Source organism: Arcicella sp. GW822-FHT02H01 (assembly GCF_058802005.1).
In genome coordinates, this window is record NZ_JBXANT010000001.1 from 1,670,519 (window position 1) to 1,692,620 (window position 22,102).

The 22,102-nt window shown below is 35.1% G+C and carries 21 protein-coding genes; 8 read left to right on the forward strand and 13 right to left on the reverse strand.

Features of this window, described 5'->3' with window-relative positions; genetic code table 11:
• Positions 1-70 precede the first annotated feature (70 nt).
• On the forward strand, positions 71-946 hold the full coding sequence (locus AC1RNE_RS07125) for an aldo/keto reductase (RefSeq protein ID WP_492800330.1): 876 nt from the start codon (positions 71-73) through the stop codon (positions 944-946).
• A 49-nt stretch (positions 947-995) separates the two neighbouring features.
• On the opposite strand, the gene AC1RNE_RS07130 is transcribed toward AC1RNE_RS07125, so the two are convergent.
• From AC1RNE_RS07130 to AC1RNE_RS07155, 6 genes are all read right to left on the reverse strand, one after another.
• Positions 996-1,391 carry a VOC family protein gene (locus AC1RNE_RS07130; protein WP_492800331.1) on the reverse strand — a complete coding sequence of 132 codons (396 nt, stop codon included), beginning with the start codon at positions 1,389-1,391 and terminating at the stop codon, positions 996-998.
• 57 nt (positions 1,392-1,448) lie between these two features.
• Entirely contained in the window at positions 1,449-2,003 is a 555-nt protein-coding gene (locus AC1RNE_RS07135; protein WP_492800332.1) for an RNA 2'-phosphotransferase, read from the reverse strand.
• Between the two features lie 157 nt (positions 2,004-2,160).
• A complete protein-coding gene (locus tag AC1RNE_RS07140; protein WP_492800333.1) occupies positions 2,161-2,745 on the reverse strand; it encodes a LutC/YkgG family protein in 585 nt (194 codons plus the stop codon).
• A 247-nt stretch (positions 2,746-2,992) separates the two neighbouring features.
• Positions 2,993-4,369: a lactate utilization protein B gene (locus AC1RNE_RS07145; RefSeq protein WP_492800334.1), complete on the reverse strand. Its 1,377-nt coding sequence runs from the start codon at positions 4,367-4,369 to the stop codon at positions 2,993-2,995.
• A 151-nt stretch (positions 4,370-4,520) separates the two neighbouring features.
• Positions 4,521-5,237 (reverse strand): (Fe-S)-binding protein, encoded by a 717-nt coding sequence (locus AC1RNE_RS07150; protein ID WP_492800335.1) that lies wholly within the window; start codon positions 5,235-5,237, stop codon positions 4,521-4,523.
• An 89-nt stretch (positions 5,238-5,326) separates the two neighbouring features.
• Positions 5,327-6,202, reverse strand: a complete 876-nt coding sequence (locus AC1RNE_RS07155) for an AraC family transcriptional regulator (protein ID WP_492800336.1) — start codon at positions 6,200-6,202, stop codon at positions 5,327-5,329.
• 253 nt (positions 6,203-6,455) lie between these two features.
• On the opposite strand from AC1RNE_RS07155, the gene AC1RNE_RS07160 reads away from it, so the two are divergent.
• The 4 genes from AC1RNE_RS07160 (at position 6,456) to AC1RNE_RS07175 (ending at position 13,233) form a co-directional block, all read left to right on the forward strand.
• Positions 6,456-7,712, forward strand: coding sequence for an MFS transporter (locus tag AC1RNE_RS07160; RefSeq protein WP_492800337.1), 1,257 nt, complete (start codon positions 6,456-6,458; stop codon positions 7,710-7,712).
• A 119-nt stretch (positions 7,713-7,831) separates the two neighbouring features.
• Positions 7,832-9,343, forward strand: a complete 1,512-nt coding sequence (gene treF / locus AC1RNE_RS07165; protein ID WP_492800338.1) for an alpha,alpha-trehalase TreF — start codon at positions 7,832-7,834, stop codon at positions 9,341-9,343.
• 234 nt (positions 9,344-9,577) lie between these two features.
• Positions 9,578-12,382, forward strand: a complete 2,805-nt coding sequence (locus tag AC1RNE_RS07170; protein WP_492800339.1) for an outer membrane beta-barrel protein — start codon at positions 9,578-9,580, stop codon at positions 12,380-12,382.
• A 107-nt stretch (positions 12,383-12,489) separates the two neighbouring features.
• Positions 12,490-13,233, forward strand: coding sequence for a GLPGLI family protein (locus AC1RNE_RS07175; RefSeq protein WP_492800340.1), 744 nt, complete (start codon positions 12,490-12,492; stop codon positions 13,231-13,233).
• 105 nt (positions 13,234-13,338) lie between these two features.
• On the opposite strand, the gene AC1RNE_RS07180 is transcribed toward AC1RNE_RS07175, so the two are convergent.
• The 3 genes from AC1RNE_RS07180 to AC1RNE_RS07190 are packed head-to-tail and all read right to left on the reverse strand — an operon-like array spanning position 13,339 to position 15,902.
• Positions 13,339-14,337, reverse strand: coding sequence for an MlaD family protein (locus AC1RNE_RS07180; protein ID WP_492800341.1), 999 nt, complete (start codon positions 14,335-14,337; stop codon positions 13,339-13,341).
• Complete coding sequence (locus tag AC1RNE_RS07185; protein ID WP_492800342.1) at positions 14,334-15,104, reverse strand: ABC transporter ATP-binding protein; 771 nt, start codon at positions 15,102-15,104, stop codon at positions 14,334-14,336. Before AC1RNE_RS07185 ends, AC1RNE_RS07180 begins: the two co-directional genes overlap by 4 nt.
• Before the next feature lie 6 nt (positions 15,105-15,110).
• Positions 15,111-15,902: an MlaE family ABC transporter permease gene (locus AC1RNE_RS07190; protein ID WP_492800343.1), complete on the reverse strand. Its 792-nt coding sequence runs from the start codon at positions 15,900-15,902 to the stop codon at positions 15,111-15,113.
• 228 nt (positions 15,903-16,130) lie between these two features.
• Here AC1RNE_RS07190 and AC1RNE_RS07195 point away from each other — a divergent pair, with 228 nt between their 5' ends.
• Positions 16,131-16,736, forward strand: coding sequence for a 2,3-bisphosphoglycerate-dependent phosphoglycerate mutase (locus AC1RNE_RS07195; protein WP_492800344.1), 606 nt, complete (start codon positions 16,131-16,133; stop codon positions 16,734-16,736).
• A gap of 6 nt (positions 16,737-16,742) precedes the next feature.
• Here AC1RNE_RS07195 and AC1RNE_RS07200 read toward each other — a convergent pair whose 3' ends face one another.
• The 4 genes from AC1RNE_RS07200 to rho all read right to left on the reverse strand — a co-directional run bounded on the left by AC1RNE_RS07200 (position 16,743) and on the right by rho (position 20,146).
• A complete protein-coding gene (locus AC1RNE_RS07200) occupies positions 16,743-17,189 on the reverse strand; it encodes a PA2169 family four-helix-bundle protein (protein WP_492800345.1) in 447 nt (148 codons plus the stop codon).
• A gap of 128 nt (positions 17,190-17,317) precedes the next feature.
• Positions 17,318-17,644 carry a hypothetical protein gene (locus tag AC1RNE_RS07205; RefSeq protein WP_492800346.1) on the reverse strand — a complete coding sequence of 109 codons (327 nt, stop codon included), beginning with the start codon at positions 17,642-17,644 and terminating at the stop codon, positions 17,318-17,320.
• A gap of 348 nt (positions 17,645-17,992) precedes the next feature.
• Complete coding sequence (locus AC1RNE_RS07210; protein ID WP_492800347.1) at positions 17,993-18,277, reverse strand: hypothetical protein; 285 nt, start codon at positions 18,275-18,277, stop codon at positions 17,993-17,995.
• A 150-nt stretch (positions 18,278-18,427) separates the two neighbouring features.
• Positions 18,428-20,146: a transcription termination factor Rho gene (gene rho, locus AC1RNE_RS07215; RefSeq protein ID WP_492800348.1), complete on the reverse strand. Its 1,719-nt coding sequence runs from the start codon at positions 20,144-20,146 to the stop codon at positions 18,428-18,430.
• A 399-nt stretch (positions 20,147-20,545) separates the two neighbouring features.
• On the opposite strand from rho, the gene AC1RNE_RS07220 reads away from it, so the two are divergent.
• Together AC1RNE_RS07220 and AC1RNE_RS07225 are read left to right on the forward strand one after the other, a co-directional pair.
• Positions 20,546-20,863 carry a hypothetical protein gene (locus AC1RNE_RS07220; protein ID WP_492800349.1) on the forward strand — a complete coding sequence of 106 codons (318 nt, stop codon included), beginning with the start codon at positions 20,546-20,548 and terminating at the stop codon, positions 20,861-20,863.
• Positions 20,864-20,964: 101 nt separating this feature from the next.
• Positions 20,965-22,026, forward strand: a complete 1,062-nt coding sequence (locus tag AC1RNE_RS07225) for an NAD-dependent epimerase/dehydratase family protein (RefSeq protein WP_492800350.1) — start codon at positions 20,965-20,967, stop codon at positions 22,024-22,026.
• Positions 22,027-22,102 lie beyond the last annotated feature (76 nt).

Consider the following 22,102-nt stretch of genomic DNA (forward strand, 5'->3'; position numbering starts at 1 on the left):
TTCTGTTTTATATAATTTTCCAATCTTTGAGCAATCTTGTATTCGATTATATTAAAACCAATTAATTTTTATGAATAAAGTCTATTTGAGTGATTCTGGTCCAAAGGTTTCTGAGGCAATCTATGGGTTTTGGAGATGGACAGACAATGGTGCTGAGACTGTTGCTAATATGGAGAGGATTGTTAATTTATGCTTGGAATTAGGTATCAATACTTTTGACCATGCAGATATTTATGGCAATTATACCATCGAAGAATATTTTGGGAAACTCATTCAGCAAAAAGCAATCAAAAGAGAAGAGATTGTCCTTTTCAGCAAATGTGGCGTTCGTAAGTCTGATAAGGGTTATACTTATTTTGACAACAGCGAAAAGTATTTGCTAGAAAGTGTAAACAACTCTTTAAAAAGACTTAAAACTGATTATCTCGATATTTTCTTGTTGAATCAAATCGACATGATTAGTAATCCTGAAGAAACAGCACAGATATTAAGAGAGTTGGTAAACAGCGGTAAAATCAAACACGTAGGCGTTAGTAACTTAACCGTATTTCAGCATCAGTTACTAGAATCGTATTTACGTAAACCCATCGTAACAAACCATATTGAACTAAACCTTATCAATACCTCAGCGATTGAAGATGGTAGATTAGACTTTATTAAACAACGTTTTAGCAAGCCTTTGGCGTGGGCTCCGTTGGCTGGTGGTAAGATTTTGGATGGTACTGATGCTAAATCGTCTATTATAAGAGCCAAATTGACAGAAATTGGCGAAAAATATGATGCTAATGTTGAACAAACTGCGGTAGCTTGGCTTTTACAATTAGGTACTTTGCCGATTATTGGTTCACTCTCTGAGGAAAGAATCCGTAATGCAGTGAGTGCAACAGACATTAAATTGAGCCATGAAGATTGGTATGAGATTTATAATTTGGCGATGATGAAGTAAGTATTTCTGTTTGCTTTATTGCTAACTAAAAAGGCAAGTGAAACATATATCACTTGCCTTTTTGCTCTATCAAGTCCCACAGATTACCATATAAATCTTTGAAGACAGCTACAATTCCATAAACTTCTTCAACAGGTTCTCTCACAAATTCAATGCCTTCACTTTTCATATATTGATAATCTCTCCAGAAATCATCCGTATTTAAAAACAAGAATACTCTACCTCCCGATTGATTACCCACCGCTTTCATTTGTTCTTGATTAGCGGCTTTGGCCAACAGCAAACAAAAACCATTTGAATTTTGTGGACTTACTAAAACCCATCTTTTGGTTTCACTCAATTGAGTATCTTCGATAAGTTCAAATTGCAATTTCTTTGTATAAAATTCAATTGCCATATCGTAATCATCTACTACTATCGCAATTTGTATAATACTCTGTTTCATTCGTATATCTATTTTAAAGGTTTAAGATACAAACCATAAAAACAGTGTTAGTAATAATTAATTCCTGTATTCTCTCAAATATTTAACTGGCACATTATCAGTAAGCCAAACGCCATTCTCAGATAAATAGAACTCGAAGCCATCTGAATGCATAAGCTCTGCTAACACTTCAAACACAAAAGGTTTTCCGTGTCGTGTACCTACTACCAAAGCAGTATCCACATCTTTACTTAGATGAACATGATGGCGACTTTGTTTCTCTAAACCTGTTTGTAAAATTAATGCTACTGATTTTTCACTTGTCCCATGATAAAGAATTACTGGAGGAATCTGAGGAGAATAACCAAGTTCAACCTCAACTGAATGTCCTTGATTAGCCCTTATTTTATCGAAGTTGTCATTAAAAGCAAATCGTTTTTTTGCATTCGTCTCAACAATAAATTTAAGTATCTCTCTATCAAAATGATATCCAAATTTATGTGCATTTTCAATTAATTTATCAACACTAGTCCAGCCATTCTCATCAAGATTTATTTGAATAGTTTCTGGTTTGTGGCGTAATACTGAGCTTAGAAATTTACTAATCTTAGTATTTTCTTTTTCGTTTATCATTGTCGTGTATTCACTAATTTTTAAAGGTACTAAAAGCAGATACAATTTCACATAATACAACCATAACTTTATTAATTGATATTAATCTTCATACAATAAAAAAAGGCAAGTGAATTTCTTCCTTTGCCTTATACTCTATATTGATGTAATTTCTTATCTATGGAAGCACATACACCGTCAACCCTCTAGCTCCATGCGCCCCTATTACCAAGCTTTGTTCAATATCGGCTGTTTTAGAAGGTCCCGAAATAAAAGTTCCGAAGCCTGTTTCATCTACTTTTATGCGTTCATAAGCACGATGCATATTAGTTACGATTTCAGAACCTTTGATAATCATCACTAAGTACTGGGTAATCATCGGTAATACTCTATGTGGTAGCTGTTTTTCAGAAACCCAAATAGCCCCATTTTCTGCCACTCCAAAATCGCCTCTGATGATGGCTAAATTCAAGGTTTCTAGCTCATGTGGGTCACTAATATTCAAACTAAAGTCGGCTAACTCAGCTAGTTCCTCTACTGTAGAAGCAATATTTGTTACGCCTTGATAATGTGCCTGAATATCTGCTTTTATTTCTTCATACGAGTTCACAGCAACGGCTTTACCCCCTACAAAACTGAGAATCTCAGCAAACTTATTGAAATTATTTTCATAAGCCGTATCAAACTTAAACTGAACAGTCAACTCTCTATATTCAGGCTGGTTCTGTTTGATAAGTGATAATATTTTTTCTCTGCTTGACATCTTTTTATTTTTTTGACTTTAGGATTTGGGGACTTTAGGACTGGAAGATGTAAGGTATTAGACGTTAGATATTAGATGCTAGACGCTAGATGTTCATATCTAATACCCGTGGTCTGTGTCTTCACAGACCACAGCGAACGACATTGGACGATAGTGGTCTGTGAGGACACAGACCACGGTTGTAGGAACTCACTGAACAAGTCTAATGTCTAGTATCTCACGTCTTAAATCTTAAATTCCTAAAGTCTTATAATCCTTTTTCACGAACATACCACTCTCTAAAGCTTTCTTTAGGTGGCTCAGGCATTTCTCTTTGGTTGTACCAAGGATTCAAGCCATTGTTTACTAAGAAAGGAGTATTTTTCATAAAGAATCTTCCTAGTTTACCTGCTGTTCTAAAGAATTTAGGAGAGTTTAACACCATTGCCATGGAATTAATACCAGCAGCTTTTACTTTAGAAACATGCCCGCCTTGCACCAATACTTGGCGCCATTTATATAATTGGTCATGAATATCGATTTTAACGGGACAAACATTTGAACATGATCCGCAAAGCGTAGAAGCAAAAGGTAAATCTGCATTCTTTTCCATATCCAAGTTCGGAGCCAATATAGAACCAATTGGTCCAGCCACAGCCGAGTGATAACTGAATCCCCCTGAACGACGGTACACTGGACAGGTATTCATACAAGCCGCACAACGGATACATTTCAAAGAATTTCTGAAATCTGGACGACCCAATTGAGTAGTCCTGCCATTATCTACTAAGATAATATGCATTTCTTGCCCTTCGCGTGGTGTATGAAAATGACTAGAGAAAGTAGTAATCGGTTGCCCTGTAGCACTTCTTGCCAATAATCTCAAGAAAACACTCAGGTGTTCAGCACGAGGTATAATCTTTTCAAAACCCATCGAAGCAATATGCACATCAGCCAAGTGGGCACCCATATCTGCGTTACCCTCGTTGGTACAAACTACAAAACCTCCTGTCTCAGCAATGGCAAAGTTTACGCCTGTCAAAGCTACTTTTCTGATCAAGAAAGTATCTCTTAAATGCTGACGAGCAGCCTCTGTAAGATATTGTGGGTCGGTAGCGCCTTTTTCAGTCCCTAAATGTATATGGAAAGTTTCACCAACGTCAGCTTTTTTGAGGTGAATAGCAGGCAATACAATGTGTGAAGGTGGTTCATTTCTCATCTGAACAATACGCTCGCCCAAATCAGAATCGATTACTTCTATGCCTTGTTCTTCCAAGAAATGATTTAAATGACATTCTTCCGTTAACATAGACTTCGACTTTACCATACGAGTAATGCCTTCTTTTTTCAAGATAGCATGTACAATCTCGTTATGTTCTTTTCCGTCAGCAGCCCAGTGAACTTTGATACCATTTGCGGTCGCTTTTTCTTCAAACTGCACTAGCAAATCATGCATATTTGATAATACATGATTTTTGATTTGCGAACCTGCTTCCCGTAATTGTTCCCATTCAGGGATTTGAAAAACGGCTCTGTCACGTTTTGAACGTACAAACCAAAGCGTTTCGTCATGCCAATTTACGTAGTCTTCGTCTTTATTGAACTCGATCGACGCCGTAGCGTGATCTTTGATTGGATTATTCATCGAATAAAAATTTCACAAATGAGTATTTAATTGTGATTGAGTGAGTGGTGAATTAGTGAATTTTCCTAATAGTCTATCTAGTGTCTGAAGTCTATTGTCTTAAATCTTCTATTCACTAATTCGCTCAATCACAACTCATAATTAGTCTTCCCTACTTGCTATTTAAAATCTCAGCGATATGTTTTACTTTCACGTTCGAGCCTTTTCTTCTTAAAATTCCCTCCATGTGCATCAAACATGAGACATCAGCACCTGTGATAAATTCGGCTTCATGGCGCAAATGATCAGCTACTCTATCTTTGCCCATTTTTGCAGAAACAGCCTCCTCCGCCACACAGAATGTTCCACCAAAACCACAGCATTCATCTTTTCTATCCAATTCAATGATAGATAAGCCATCAACCATTTTCAGTAATTTTTCAGGTTTTGAATAAGGTTGGGCTACTAATTCAGACATCTGGGCAAGCTTCAGTCCACGTTGCCCATGACAACTTTGGTGTAAGCCTACTTTATGTGGAAAGTTTGCTTGCAGATTTTCTACTTTCAATACATCTACTAAAAATTCTGTTAATTCATAGATTTTAGCATTTTCATCACCTTTGCCCAATACATGGTCTTTTACATGTAGTGTGCAACTCCCTGATGGTGAAACAATGTATTCATAGCCTTTAAAGTTTTCAAGAAAGTTTTTATCACATCCTTTGGTAAGGTGTTCAAAGCCAGAATTTGCCATGGGTTGCCCACAACAAGTTTGGTTTAGTGGATAATATACTTCACAACCAAATTTCTCTAGTAGTTCCAAGGTAGCAATTGCCACATTTGGATAAAACTGATCGATATAACAAGGAATAAACAGCGCTACTTTCATTATTATGGGGCTTCAATTCAATCTTTACGATAAAGCTCAAAATTACAGTCAAAATACTCATGTAAGCATACTGTACTCTTATGCGGAAACTACACCTGATTGAAACTGTCTGTGAAAGCTCTGCGAAATTGAGAAGGGCTTTTTCCTTTGAATTCCCTAAAGACTCTCCCAAAATAAGATACATTATTAAACCCACAATGAAAACAAACATCTGTAATGTCCTCCCCTTCCAACAGCATTTTGCAAGCCTGATTTATCCTGAATTCATTTACAAATTCAGTAAATGTTTGGTTAGCATTCTTTTTAAAGTAATTACAAAAAGCAGGAATAGTAAGATTGGACAAATCAGCAACTTCCTGTATATCAATTTCTTGCCTATAATTACCTTCTACAAATTTGTAGATTTTATTAAGTCTTTCTTGATCTTTTAGGCTGAAATTATAGCGTATATCCGATGCATTTAGCAAAATATATTCAGTAGATTTTGCTAAACTTTGAAGGATATTAAGTAATGCTACAAGCCTTTCAAAAGCAGTAAGTTCAAGTAATTTTTTAATACGTTTACTAAGCTCTTCGTATGTTTCACCATAAAAAGAAATTCCTTGTTTGGAACGCTCAAAAAGTAATTTTATAGAAGACATCTCTCGAGATTCAATAAAACCTTCTCCTAAAAAATTCTCTTTAAACTGAATCACGATTTCCTCATGCACACCGATGGCGCCATAACCAAAGCCAGAATGGGGCACATCAGAAGCTATCATCACTAAATCGCCATCAGCATAATAGCTTAAATGGTTTCCTACGTGTCTTCTACCCTCTCCTTGAAACACCAAAACGATTTCATATTCTGGATGATAATGATAACTCCATCTGAAATCACCAGATGACCCCGCGGGTACTTTGTGATATAACACCCTAAAGGAACTTCCTTCGTCAGGTTGAATTATTTCAAATTCAGCTTTCATTTAATATTTTTTATACAAATTATAAATATTTTCATTTTTATTGCTAATTTACTGAAAAAACTACTTAATAATAATAATGCTTATTAATATAGTAATATTTTATAATAATGAAAGAGTAGTTTATTTATACTTATTTACGGAATTTTGCATCAAACATTAACCATTTATATAACTATTCTGATCACTGAGCCAACAAACACAAGAAGCGGACTTTTGTTCGCTTCTTTTTTACTTATTACACAAGCCGCCAATTATGAACAACTGGAAAATTAAGGTATCGATCTTTATTAATTATTTCCTATTTGCTATTTTACTCAACAGTGTGGGAGCAGTAATTCTACAGGTTCAAAACACTTATGGCATTTCTGAATCAGCGGCTTCTGTCTTAGAGGCCTTCAAAGATTTAAGTATTGCGGTCGTTTCGTTTTTGGTAGCTTCGTTTATTGTTAAAATTGGTTATAAAAATGCTATGCTGATTGCCTTGGCAATTGTAGCATTTACTTGTTTGATGATGCCTATCTTGAATGAGTTTTGGATGACTAAGCTCCTATTTGCTTCAATTGGCACGTCCTTTGCTTTGATAAAAGTATCTGTGTATGCAACCATCGGATTAATTACAAAAGATAAAAATGAACATATCAGCTTAATGAATTTCATTGAATCATTCTTTATGATTGGGGTGCTTACAGGCAGTTTTATTTTTAGTGCTTTTATTGATGACTTAAATCCACAATCACCCGCGTGGGTCAATGTTTATTATTTATTGGCAGGTTTGGCGGTTTTTGCTTTTTTACTTTTATTAACGTCACCTTTGGACGAATCGAGCATAAAAGCACAACCTGATGAAAATACAATGGGTGGGTTTAGCGATATGCTTCGCTTGGTAGTAGTGCCAATGGTTTTGGTATTTGTGGCAAGTGCTTTTATTTATGTGTTGATAGAACAAAGCATTATGAGTTGGCTACCTACTTTTAATAGTAAGGTATTACATTTACCAGCAAGCCTCAGTATTCAAATGGCAAGTATTTTGGCGGCCTCAACGGCTGTTGGTAGATTTTTAGCAGGAATTGTCCTTAGAAAAATCAAGTGGCTTTATGTATTATTGACTTGTGTAATATTGGCTGGAGCATTAGTATTGATAGCTTTACCACTTGCCAAAAATTTAGGCAGTGAAGTAATTACTGGCTGGGGAAATGCCCCAATAGTAGCATTTATTTTTCCGATGATAGGCTTAGTAATTGCACCGATTTATCCAGCTATTAATTCAGTAATCTTGAGCTCACTTCCTAATCGTCAGCATGGAATAATGTCGGGTCTGATTGTAATTTTCTCTGCACTGGGTGGAACTACAGGTTCATTGATAACAGGACATATCTTTGAAGCTTACGGCGGTGAAAGTGCCTTTTATTTTTCATTAATTCCACTTACCATTTTAATTGTTTGTTTAATTGTTTTCAACAAGTTATCAAATAATGAGAATGTTGAATTGAAGAGTACTGGAGGACATTGATTATTTTTTAATAGATTGCACATTATTTTAATATCATTTATAAACAATCACATAAAATTAAAACTAGAAAGCATTCGTAATTCAAAAGATTGCTTTTCGCTTTGTAGTAATGAATAACGATGTCCATAAACAATACTTCAAAATCAAATCATCCCTTCGATGAATTGTTTGTCGATGTGCAGATGAGTGATATTTTTCCTGATTCCAAGACTTTTAATGATTATATACCTAAGGAATCTTCTGAAAAAATATTAGAGAAATATCTCGAAGAAAAAAGTAAGTCTAATTTTGATTTAAAGCAGTTTATTCATACCAACTATATCGCTAATACAGTATCTGCCAACGATTATAAAAGTGATACTTCAATACCTATTGCTGAACATCTGTCAGCATTATGGCCTATTCTTACGCGTGAGCCAAATCAACAAGCACAAGACGGTTCTTTGATTGCTTTACCTTCAAGGTATGTAGTGCCAGGAGGCAGATTCCAAGAAATTTATTATTGGGATAGCTACTTCACCATGCTAGGCTTACAAGAAAATAGGCAAATTGATTTAATAGAAGGTATTATCGACAACTTTAATTACCTCATCAACAAACTTGGTTATATTCCCAACGGTAATCGCACCTATTTCTTAGGGCGTTCGCAACCTCCTTTTTTCTCTTTGATGGTCGAATTATTGCGGGAAGAAAAGGGCGACGAAGTGTTGCTAAAGTATTTGCCTGCTTTAGAAAAAGAGTATGATTTCTGGATGACAGGTAAAAATAAACTTGTCAAAGATAAAGCAAGCATTGCTACTGCAAGAGTCGTAAAAATGCCTAACGGAACTATTCTGAATCGCTATTGGGATGAAAACGATACACCCCGACCAGAGGCCTATAAAGAAGACATAGAATTGGCAGAAAAGTCTGGGAAAAATCCTTCGGAAATCTATCGTCATATCAGAGCGGCCGCTGAATCTGGTTGGGATTTTAGCAGTCGTTGGTTTAAGGATGGAAAAAATATGACGACTATTCATACTACAGACATCGTTCCTATAGATTTAAACTGTTTGCTCCTGAATCTTGAAAAAACTTTATTCCGTGCTTTTCTTTTACTAGACGATAAATTTTCAGCCAATAAATTATACAATGCTTCAAAATTGCGTGAAAAAGCTATCAAGAAATATTGTTATAGTGTAGAAGAAGGCTTTTATTTTGATTATGATTTTGTGATCCAAAAGCATACGGACTCTTATTCGTTGGCATCTAGCTTTCCTTTGTTTTTTGAAATTGCCAATAAATTTCAAGCAACCAATGTAGCCAAAAAAATAAAGGATAGTTTTTTGAAAGACGGTGGTTTAATTACTACAACAATCAACTCTGGACAACAATGGGATGCTCCTAATGGATGGGCTCCTTTGCAATACATTACTTACCAAGGCCTTAGGGCTTATGGGTTTGATATTTTGGCTGACAAAGTAAAAACACGCTGGATACAAACCAACGAAAAGGTATATTTAAAAACGGGCAAAATGACCGAAAAATATAATGTACAAACACCAAATATCGAAGCGGGCGGTGGGGAATATCCTAACCAAGATGGCTTTGGTTGGACTAACGGCGTATTATTAACCTTTCTAAATAGTTAACCATTATTTTTTCTTAAACACATGATGTTTTTCAATCCTTTGATAAATATCATGTGCTTTTTTATGCCCTCCCCTCTCTGTTCTCTCAAAATATCTATGCAAGCTTGCAACAAAAGTAGTTTTTTCACTCTCTGTTAGATAAATGTTAAAGAATGTTAATTAGTTTTTATATAACTAATAAATTAGTTAATTTAGCGTTTATAATTAAACCTCCACATAATCAACTCTATCATCATGTATAAATCTACTTTGCTTTTATTACTCTGCCTGTTTTCCTCTATCCTCGTCAAAGCTCAAAATCCTACAAGAGTAACGATTAAAGGTATTGTTCAAGACACCAATTCAGTAGTAATGTCGGGAGCGACGGCAATGCTTTTACAACCAAAAGATTCATCATTAGTCAACTTCTCCAGAGCGAACGATAAAGGAGTATTTGAATTCAGAAATGTAAAAAATGCTCCTTATCTACTTAAAATTTCATTCGTGGGTTTCTTACCCTACCAACAAAACATTAAAATTTCAGAAACTGAAATTGCTGATTTAGGGCCTATTAAAATCAAACCTATTTCTCAAGAATTACTAGAGGTAGTTGTAAGAACAGCCAAAGCTCCTTTAACTATTAAAGGTGATACGATTGAATACAATGCATCGTCGTTCAAAGTACCTCCTGGGTCATCGGTAGAAGATTTATTACGCCGTTTGCCAGGCTTAGAGATTGATGCTAGTGGTAATATCAAAGCACAAGGTAAAGATGTAAAGAAAGTACTGGTAGATGGTAAAACGTTTTTTGGTGACGACCCCAAAGCAGCTACCAAAAATTTAGGTGCTGAAACTATCTCTAAAATACAAGTTTTCAATGGTAAGTCAGACCAAGCATTGCTTACGGGCGTAGATGATGGGAAAAAAGAAAAAACCATTAACCTAGAGCTAAAGGATGAATTCAAGAAAGGCTCATTCGGAAAAATTACAGGGGCTATCGGAACAGAATCTAGAGGGGCTGCCCGAGGAAACTATAACCGTTTTAATAAAAAAGAACAGTTTTCAATATTGGGTTATGTCAACAACATCAACGAAACGGGGGTAAACTGGGGTGATTATGGCGAGTTTAAAGGAAATAACTCTTTTAATCAAAATGATAATGGTGATTTTGGTTTTGGAAGTAGCGGTCGTTATTTCTTTTCTGATGGTGGAGGAATTTTAAACAACTTTGATGGAAGAGGTTTTACAAACAACTTTGGTAGCGGGGTAAACTATAACTATACCTATCAAAAAACGAAATTGAGTACTAGCTATTTTTATAACCAAACAAAACTTACGCTTGATCAATTTCAAACGAAAAGAACATTCTTACAAGATAATTCATTTACTACTACTGATACGACTCATACAAACAATTTCAGAGGTAACCATAGCCTCGCAGGTCGTTTTGAACAAATGTTAGATTCAAGCAATACCCTGATTACGAAAGCTAATTTACGTTTTAGTAACTCTAATAGTACAGATATAAACAGTCAGCGATATATTAACCAAGATAATGCGCTTAAAAACTCTGTAGCTATCAATAATGGGTCGAATTTGAATGCTTTTAATTTTTCTGGAACAGCTATTTTCAGACATAAATTCAAAAAGAAAGGTCGCACATTTGCCTCAAGTCTTTCTTATAATGTGTCGTCATCAGATGGAACCGATAAAATTAACTCATTGACGAAGTTTTTTAATGCTCAGAATGTAAACGACCAAATTAGAGCCATTAGTCAACTCAACCAAAATGCCAATACGACCAATGCATTAAACGGAGGTTTAAATTTTTTAGAACCACTTTCTAAAAAAGTGTATTGGGAGACTTTCTATAACTTTAGCAATAACAAGCAGAGTGTTGGCAGAGATGCTTTTAATGGCGTTTCAAACAATGAACGATATGATAGTTTAAGTACATTCTATAAAAATGACATTACTTATAACAGACTAGGAAGTAGCTTGCGTTATTCACACGCTGGTGTTAATATTTCTACGGGTTTGGCTGTGTTACGCTATGACTTAACGGGTCAGCTTTATGGTAAAGAGAATGCTCCGCTAAAAGCTGAAATCAATAAAAGTTATGATGCCCTTACGCCTAACCTTTCGGCAAGTATCGAATTCAAGAACAATGCTTATGCGGGCTTGAGCTATAACTTGAACGTACAGGCTCCTAGTATTAGCGACCTTCAGCCAGTGGTAAACAATAACAATCCTTTTTATATTACTACAGGTAATCAGGATTTGTTACCAACCAAAAGTCATGAAATAGGCGTAGATTTCTATAAATTTGACCCTGCTACTTTTACGAATATAAGCTTGTGGTCAAGTTATAATTATTATCAAAGCCAGATTGTCTATAATCAAACAGTGGATGCCAATTTTGTAACGAGAACACGTCCAGAAAATATCTCGGGAGGAACACGTTTTAATACAGGTTTGTACACAAGTTTCCCTATCGTAAAAACAAAATTCACCGTGAATTTGAATGGTAGTGTTAACATCAGTAAAAATCCAACCTTTATTAATGGGGTTAAAAACGAAACACAAAACCAAGGGTATAATGCTACTTTAGGCTTTAATATTACGCCAAGTGATAAATTATTGATGAGCCTTAGCGGAAATTTAGGCTTTAATAATATAAAATACTCTATTGAAGAAGGACAAAACCAGAATATCAAAACTACAGGCGTAGATGCCTCAATCAAATGGAATTTTGCTAAGAAAACTTTCTTTGAAACCAACCTTGATTACAATGGTTATGAAAACGACCGTTTCGGATTCAAGCAAGATATTCCTATCTTGAACTGTTCTGTAAGACGTTTATTGATGAAAGATAACAAAGTTGAACTTCGTTTAGCGGCATTTGATGTTTTCAACAAAAGACAAACCATTACGCAACAAGGTTATCAAAACTATGTGACTAACCAAACTTCGTTAACATTAGCTCGTTATTTTATGTTAAGCATTACTTACAACGTAAAAGGTCATGTTGATAAATTAAAGAAAAATAATGGCTGGTAGATAAAAGAAATATCGAATTAAGGGCGATGCGTTTTCAACGCTTATGATAGCTGCGAAAGCGCATCGTCTATAAAACTGAATCATATCAATAATTACAAACTTGAAATATGAAAAAAATATTAATCATAGCACTTATTTTATCGTCCATTCAGCTTTTTGCACAAACCAATGAGGGCATAGTGCATTATACTCGTACTACTTATTGGACAAAAATGAACAACCAATTAAGTTATATCAGTAAGCAAGAAAAGGAAAGAATGACTTATATGTTTGCAGGAAAGGATGATTGGAAGGTTTATACCACTCTATACTTTAATGAAAACGAAAGTAGGTATATCGATTCTGATGAAAAACCAGAGGAAGACCAAGGCTATGCAGGAAGAAAAGAGGAATTTAGTGTGAACAGGAATTTTGCCAAAAACACCATGACTGATGTTTTTGAAATGTTAGGCAAAACTTATATCATCGAAGATTCTTTACAAATGCCTAATTGGAAAATCTTGAACGATATCAAAGAAGTAGCAGGGCATATTTGTATGAAAGCGATGATTGAAGATCCTATTAAAAATCAAAAAATCATTGCTTGGTTTGCACAAGATATTCCTATAAATGCTGGTCCAGAAAGGCTTTGGGGATTACCTGGAATGATTCTTGAATTAGATATCAACGATGGCACTGTAACGATAATAGCGTCAAAAATTGAATTTAAAAAATTAAATCAAGAGCTGGCTTTACCAAAGAAATTAAAAGGAAAGAAAATAACTGAAGCAGAATATAAAGACATGCAAATAAAGTTTATCAAAGAGAAAACCAAAGAAGAACGAAATCCTTTTTGGTTCCTTCGATATTAGTATAAATTTTTATTCTTTATCACTAGCGAGGGACTTAAGTCCCTCGCTAGTGATAAAGAATATTTTTTTAAAAATGCTATTCTTGAAACTTTAATACTTACGATTTCAGTCAGCTTTATTTTTCTCTTTTTCCTTTTTCTTGAAAAAGCCTCTGAATAAGAAATTATGCTGAATCGCTTCAAGGTCTTCATCTAGTTTTTTACTACCAGTCTCCAGATTCTTCAAGGTCATTTTTATTGATGTGGCTGATGCTGAATCATTCAACAATACTCCTACTGTATTATCTTTTCTATTCATTTTTTCGCTCACCATTCTTAAGTTTGCTGTAAACTTATTCACAGAAGCCGATGCACTTTGTAACTGAGTGACGGTACCTACAATTCGATTATATACAAGCGTATCACTAGCAAAATCATTAATAGAATTGCCAGGACGATTAATTTTACCAGAGAATTCTTCAAAATTCTGCATAGTCGTCTTACTATTTTCTGAAACAGTTTTAAGATTACTAGCCATTTCTTGCAGATGATCTACGGTTTTGTTCAACTTTATAGCAAAGCTAGGGTCGTTTAACAAACTCCCCAAACTACCTTTCCCTGCATTCATTTTACCACTAATGCTCTTGAAGTCGTTAGTGATGGCAAGCAAGTTTTTATTATTTGCTTGAAGCGTTGCTAGCATATCATCAGTACTGATGCCATCTTCTACTTTCAGTAAATCATCTTTTTGTACTGGCGGATAAGCGGGCGTGCCACCATAGATAACTACTATTTTATTCCCAATGAAGCCATCTGAACCAATTTTAGCCTTGGCGTCTTTACGGATATGGCTCTCAGCATCTTTTTCTATGTTCATCGTAACTTCTACTTGAGAGTTACCATAAAACCCGATTTTCTTTACCGTCCCTACTTTTACACCCGAAAACCAGATGTTAGCACCAACTGATAAACCACCCACATCGTTAAAAATAGCCTTTACAGTGAATGATTTCACAAAGGTTTCTTTTTGTCCGCCTATGGTAAACAGGGTAAGGAATAGAATTACTATCCCCAAAAGGATGAAGATTCCAACAACTACGGGGCGATTATTTTTTACCATTTTCATTTATCGTTAATAAAATTATAGTCATAAAAACTTCTCAGACTCTCATCATCTGAGCTAAAAACTTCTTTGAAAGTACCAATTTGTGGAAATTTTCCTTTCTGCAACATCGTCACTTTATCGGCAGTTGTTTTAGCACAAGTAAGGTCATGAGTAATAATTATTGAACTGGTTTTATATTCCTGCTGTACTTTTACAATTAAGTTATTAATTTCAATAGAGGTAATAGGGTCGAGTCCAGAGGTAGGTTCGTCATACAACATAATCTCTGGTTTCAGAATGAGTGTCCGTGCAATACCAATACGCTTTCTTTGTCCTCCAGATAGCTCTGAGGGCATCTGGTTGATCGTTTGAGACAACCCTACTTCATGCAATACTTCCTCAATGGCATTGTTTACTTCGCTTTTACTTAAATCACGCTTATTTCTTACCAGTGGGAACTCTAAGTTCGCTCTTACGCTCATACTATCATACAAAGCGCTATTCTGAAAAGAAAAACCTATTTTCATCCTCAGTGCTCGCAAGTCTTCACCACTGAGTTTATCTATTTCCTGCCCCAGAACCTTTACAGTACCCGCATCTGGTTTTAATAAACCTGATATTATTTTGATTAACACCGATTTCCCAGTTCCCGAGCGCCCCAATACGGCCACATTTTCACCTTTGTAAATGGTCAAATCAATGCCATCAAGCACTTTTAGCGTATCAAAAGATTTTTTCAAATCCTTGATATCAATTACGATTTCCTTATCTATGGTTTTATCTTTCATTCCTTTTTACCTAATAGCATTCACAAATTGTACAATAACCATTTCTTCTACGAAAATTAAAAACATGGATATTACTACTGCCGTATTAGCAGCTTTGCCCACCCCTTGCGTACCATTTCCTGCATGATAACCTTGATAGCAGCCTGCTACGCCAATGGTAAAACCATAACAAATGGCTTTGAAAATAGAGGCATAAATATCTAAAAAGGTAATGTTAGCAAAAGCACTTTTAAAAAAAGCAACAAAACTGGTTAGCTCGGTTTTGTGGATATTTAAGTAAGAGCCCATCATACCTACAAAACCTGTGTATAATACCAAAATAGGAATCATGATTGTAATGGCGGTAATGCGGGTTACTACCAAATATTTGAATGGATTGGTGGCTGATACTTCCATCGCATCAATTTGTTCGGTTACTTTCATCGAGCCTAGCTCGGCTCCCATGTTAGAACCTACTTTGCCTGCCGCAATTAATGACGTAACTAATGGTGCCAAGGCTTTAACGATAGCAATAGATATTAATGAGGGCAACCACGAGGTGGCGCCAAAGTTTGCCAATGATGGGCGAGACTGCTTGGTAAACACGATGCCCGTGATAAAACCTGTTAAAGAAATTAAGGCTAGTGACTTATAACCAACCAAATAACATTGATTAATGATTTCCTTGAATTCAAAAGGAGCTGAAAAAGCTTCTCTGAAAAATCGAAGAATAAACATATAGACATTGTATAAATCTATAAAAAAAGCATCTATCTTTTTTGAGATAACGTATTTTTTCCCTACTTCAACTTTTGACATTTCTGAATCTGTTTTCATAAAATCTCATTCCCTATACCACAGGGCTTTAAACGGTATATAACTTTGTTAATGAAAGTAGTTAGGACAGGATATGGCTTTCAAGCGTATATCAGCATTACAAAGATTTATTTTTCTTTGTAATTGTTATACTATTTAGACCTTCCCCGAATAAGCTATGCATTAATATCGTTATGTTATTAAACTTATTTTTCAGTACTGATAAAACAGATGGCGATATTAACATTGATACGGCACGGACAATCGTCCTATAATTTAGAAAATCGTTTCACTGGAAATGTAGACGTAGCATTGACTCCTTTAGGAGAACAAGAAGCTTTGTCGGCAGGAAAAAAGATTAAAGCAATCAACTATAATATTGCTTATACCTCAATGTTGAAACGTGCTCAGAAATCGTTAGCAATTATTCTACAAGAAATCCATCAAAAAACTATGCCAGTTGTTAGAAATGGCGCTTTGGATGAACGCAAGTATGGAGATTTGCAGGGGCTCAATAAAGAAGAAACAGCCACAAAGTATGGAGAAGAACAAGTATTGATTTGGCGAAGAAGTTTTGCTGTTCGTCCACCCGGAGGGGAGAGTCTGGAAGATACTTTTAATAGAACTGTTCCCTATTATCAGTCAGAGATAGAACCAAAGTTGAAAAATGGAGAAAACGTGCTGATAGTAGCACATGGGAATAGTTTGAGAGCCTTAATGATGTATTTAGAAAAAATTGATAATGAGGCAATCTCGAAAGTAAATATTCCAACAGGTTCGCCAAGGAATTATACATTTGATGGGCAACTGAATATCCTGAAAGTTGAATATTTATGAAGTATATTATTCGCTTAGTTGGCTCTTCACCTTATTGTAATCATTTTCAATGAAAGACAACTGCGTGGCAATCATAACGACGTATTTATCCTCAAGGGTTTTCAGATAGTCGTCAAGTATTTTTTTGTATATTATTAGAGCAATATTTTCTCCAAAAAGACACGATTGTAGGATAGATTTATTAGCATGATTTGTAAACCACGTTTTGATTTCCATCCAAATTCTTAGGAACTTAAAAGCAGTTTTGGTTCCTTTTATAGGTTCGCCTCCTAATTGTTCTACTTCCAGAATAAGGGCTTTGTTATTTGCTTTACTTGTTTGAATACAATGCGTAAACAAGGTTTTTAAGGATGTATCGAAGGTTTCATTAAAGGCAGTTTCATAACCTACGATACGGTCATTATTTACTTGAATAAGTTTATTGAGTGCGTCAATCTTTTCTGCCTTTTTCAATGGTACGTGTGGAGGAATAATGGAGGTTTATTTTAATAAGGCTTCATTACATTTAGCACGAAGAATATTAAAAAAGTTTGAGGTGTGAATTAGTCAACGCATTCACTAGCTCACACCTCAATAAATAATTAAAGTAAAAGAATCAACAATAAAACAATAATGATAATTGCACCTGCTGAAAGGTAAACGCCTCCGCCTACTTCTTTCATAGATTTTTTGATTGAACGAACTTCTTGTCGTAAGGCTTTCTTTTCAGCCGAACTCATGTTCGATTTATCCATTGCTTTTATTTCCTCTAGCCTATTCATCATAGACTTTACTTCGGCCTTCACCTCGGGAGATGCTTCTTTTTCAGTTTTTACTTTTTCTAGTTCAGAGGTCTCTGCTTGCACCGAAACAGGCACCACGAGCATGAATAACAGTGTAATTAAGAAATAGTTTTTCAGGTTTTTCATCTTTTGTTATTTTTTAAGTACTTGGTTTATAATATGTATTCGACTATTTAAATACCAAATTTTTATGCCAGATTAAGTAAAATTCAGATGATTTGCCGTTTTTTTTAATATTTTTTTAAAAATTTTTCTATTTTTAAAATCAATGATATGACTATTGCTATAATATTAATTATTAGACTTTTATTGAGAGTGAAATTAGTTATCATTACCAATTAAGACCTTTGATAATTGGTAAAATAGAATACTGATAGCCCTGTTAAATTTCTATATCAAAATCATACAAGTTAAAATCTTCGACTAAACTGTAAAATCCTGTTGATGCTTTCTCTGAAAGTATAATAGTTTGCACTACTTAGGATAACTATCATTAAGGGAAAAATAAATCTTTAACAACAAATCATTTGTTAGTTTAATAATTATATCAAAGTCTTCTATTTGTCTAATAGAAGAAATCACCCCTTCTAATTCTATATTCTTCCAATCTTGATATTTGTTTGTAAGTAAATTATCTCGATATTCAAAATTACCTCCATCAAAAAACAACACTCGATTTGATTGACATAAAATGAATATTAATTCAATCAATCCATTGCTATCGTGACGATACTTAATCGAATTAAAACCTATATCCATATTACATTGTTTATTTGCTTCCTAATTTACACCAAAAACAAAAAAAGGAGCTACAATTTCTTGCAACTCCTCTATTTTCAAATGTCGGGATGACAGAATTTAAATGGTAACGACCGCCCATCTTCAATCATATCATCCTCTCAAATACTATTATCTATTCATCGAAACCAAGAACTCTTCGTTGGTTCTAGTACCTTTCATTTGTTGTTGTAAAAACTCCATGGCCTCTACAGAATTCATGTCGCTCATGTGTTTTCTCAGAATCCATACTCTTTGTAGGGTTTCTTTATCCATCAACAAGTCTTCACGACGAGTACCTGAAGCGGTAACATCAATGGCTGGATACATTCTACGGTTAGACAACTTACGGTCAAGCTGTAATTCCATGTTACCAGTACCCTTGAATTCTTCAAAAATCACTTCATCCATTTTTGAACCTGTATCTATCAACGCTGTAGCGATAATTGTTAACGAACCTCCGTTTTCTACATTTCTGGCAGCACCAAAAAAACGTTTCGGTTTGTGCAATGCATTGGCATCAACACCACCTGATAAAATTTTTCCTGAAGAAGGAACGACTGTATTATACGCACGTGCTAAACGGGTGATAGAATCTAGTAAGATTACTACATCGTGTCCGCATTCAACCATACGTTTGGCTTTCTCTAAAACAATACTTGCTACTTTTACGTGGCGTTCAGCTTGCTCATCAAACGTTGATGATATTACTTCCGCCCTAACGCTACGTTGCATATCTGTCACCTCTTCTGGACGTTCGTCTATCAACAAAATCAATAAATAAACTTCTGGGTGGTTTTTAGAAATAGCATTCGCAATTTCTTTCAACAATACTGTTTTCCCTGTCTTAGGCTGGGCTACAATCATACCACGTTGACCTTTACCAATTGGGGCAAATAAGTCCAAAATACGGGTTGAATATTGGTCTGGGCGAGAAGAAAGCTTTAATTTTTCTTCTGGGAAAAGAGGTGTTAAATATTCAAAAGGAATTCTATCTCTGATTTCTTCAGTCGTTTTTCCGTTGACAGATTCTACTCTTAAAAGGGCAAAATACTTCTCTCCTTCTTTAGGAGGGCGAATCGAACCGCGAACGGTATCTCCTGTTTTTAAACCAAATAGCTTGATTTGCGAAGGTGAAACATAAATATCATCAGGCGAAGCTAGGTAATTATAGTCTGCTGAACGTAGGAAACCGTATCCTCCATCTTGCATAATTTCAAGCACACCTTCATTTTCAATGATGCCATCAAACTCACGAATGGCTTGATTATAGATTGGTTTTTTGAAATTACCGTTATTATTCTGACGAGTCACTTCATTGCTCCGTACTTCCTGTTCTTGTGGTAAACCACCCGTAGGCTCATCAGGGGTAATAAATGATGTATCAATAGCAAATTCTTCTTCTACTTCAATGGGGAAATCTACGATTGGATCTTCATCAAATTCATAGGCTATTTCTGTTACTACCTCAGGTTTAACTTTTATTTCTTTTACTTCTTTTGTCGGTTTTACCTTAGGTTGTTCTATAGGGCTTGTTTTGGGTGTTGCGCTTTTAGCACTCACTGCTATATTTTCAGCATCTTCTTTAGAAATACGCTGTCTTTTAGGACGAGGACTATCTGAAGCTGCTCCGGAATCTTTCCTCACTTTTCGTTCTGTTTTATTATCGTCTTGCATAGTATCTTTGCTGGAAGGTTTGCGGCTTTTTGTGGGCATTACCGCCTGTTTATCAAGAATTTTGTAGATGAGTTCTTTTTTTGGAAGGTCATTAACATTAGAAATGGCATATTCTTTGGCAAGCTCATGAAGCTCAGAAATAAGCATCATGTCTAATTCTTCAATTTTGTACATAAGGGTTAATGAATAGACTATCTACAAACAAAGTCTTTCTAAATTGTGGTTAAAAAATATTAATAAAAAACATCTTAAAAAAGATTGTCAACTTTAAAGTCAAATTTGGGAAATATTAGAATGATGTGGATGTATGATGTTAAGTATTTAATAATCAAAATCTTAACGGAAGAAACACACAGGATTGTGAATTGTTCTGCAATGATAATTCCATTATTTTAAATAATCAAATATTTTTGCTTATTTTTTATTACATTTTTTTTAACATTCTCATAATCAGTACCGTCACTAGCGTATTATATTTTCAAAGGCTAAACAGATATTCTTATTTTAGGATTTATCTTTTAGCAGGATTTAAATTGATAATTCATAGAATCTGATTAAAAAGGGTTAAACTTTATGATAAACTTTTTTAATTGGGAATCCCCTGTTATTTTTGTGTCATCAAACCAGAATATCACGGAAAAAATGAATCGCAAAAATATTTTAGCTATCGCCAGTATCGCTTTGTTAGCCATCGCTTGTGACTATCAAAAAAATAATACCATCAAACAAGCAGACCTTCATGAAGGAGATGAATATGTGTATGGTGTACATCCAGATTCTGCTGCTCGTCAGACAAAAAATAAATATACAGCAAAGCCTGAAAACGAAGTAAGAGCAATCAAAATTCGTGAAAAACTATTCAATGATAGTACGGGTACTAAAAGTAATTAATCTTTACTTCTTGGATATAATTTCTACCTAATATTACATCTCAAAAGCGTTGCAAATCACATTGTGACGCTTTTCGTATTTCTTAACTTTGAACCAATATAATGAACATAGCTCTTGTAACAGGCTCTGCTGGATTAATCGGCAGCGAGGCAGTCGCTTTCTTTTCAGACAAATTTGATTTAGTAATAGGTATTGATAATAATATGCGTCAATACTTCTTTGGTAACGAAGCCTCTACTGCTTGGAACCGTAATCGTTTGGAAGAACAATATTCTAATTACAAACACTATCAAGCTGATATTCGTGAGGTTCCTCAACTAGAAGTAATCTTTAAAGAATACGGTACTGATATCAAGTGTGTGCTACATACTGCTGCACAACCATCACACGATTGGGCGGCAAAAGAACCTTTCACAGACTTCTCAGTGAATGCTAACGGTACATTAAATATGTTGGAAATGACACGTTTACATGCACCAGATGCTGTTTTTATCTTTACGTCAACGAATAAAGTTTATGGGGATAATCCAAATTATTTACCATTAATCGAAACCGAAACACGTTATGAGATTGACGCAAGTCACCCTTATTTTGAAAACGGTATCGACGAAAATCATAGCATTGACCATACGAAACACTCATTATTTGGTGCTTCTAAAGTAGCAGCAGACGTATTGGTGCAGGAATATGGCCGTTATTTCGGCATGAAAACAGGTATTTTCCGTGGAGGTTGCCTAACAGGACCAAACCACTCGGGTACTGCTCTACATGGCTTCTTGTCTTACCTGATGAAATGTGCTATTACTGGTAATCACTACACCATCTTTGGCTACAAAGGCAAGCAAGTGCGTGATAATATTCACTCTTATGACTTAGTGAATATGTTCTGGAATTTCTATCAAAACCCTCGTGCTGGCGAAGTTTATAATGCTGGTGGTGGACGATTCGCCAACTGTTCAATGCTGGAGGCTATTGCTATTTGTGAAGAAATGACAGGCAAAAAAATGAGCTTTAGCTATTCGGAAACTAATAGAATCGGCGACCATATCTGGTACGTTTCTGACCTTTCTAAATTCAAGTCTCATTATCCAAACTGGAATTGGACTTTCGGATTAAACGAAACTTTACAACAAATTCATGATGGTATTGCATCTCGTTTATAAGAGATTCAATGCCTTTGATTTCGCTTTAAAATATTAAATTAAAAGATGAATCCGTTTGATAGCAAACGGATTCATT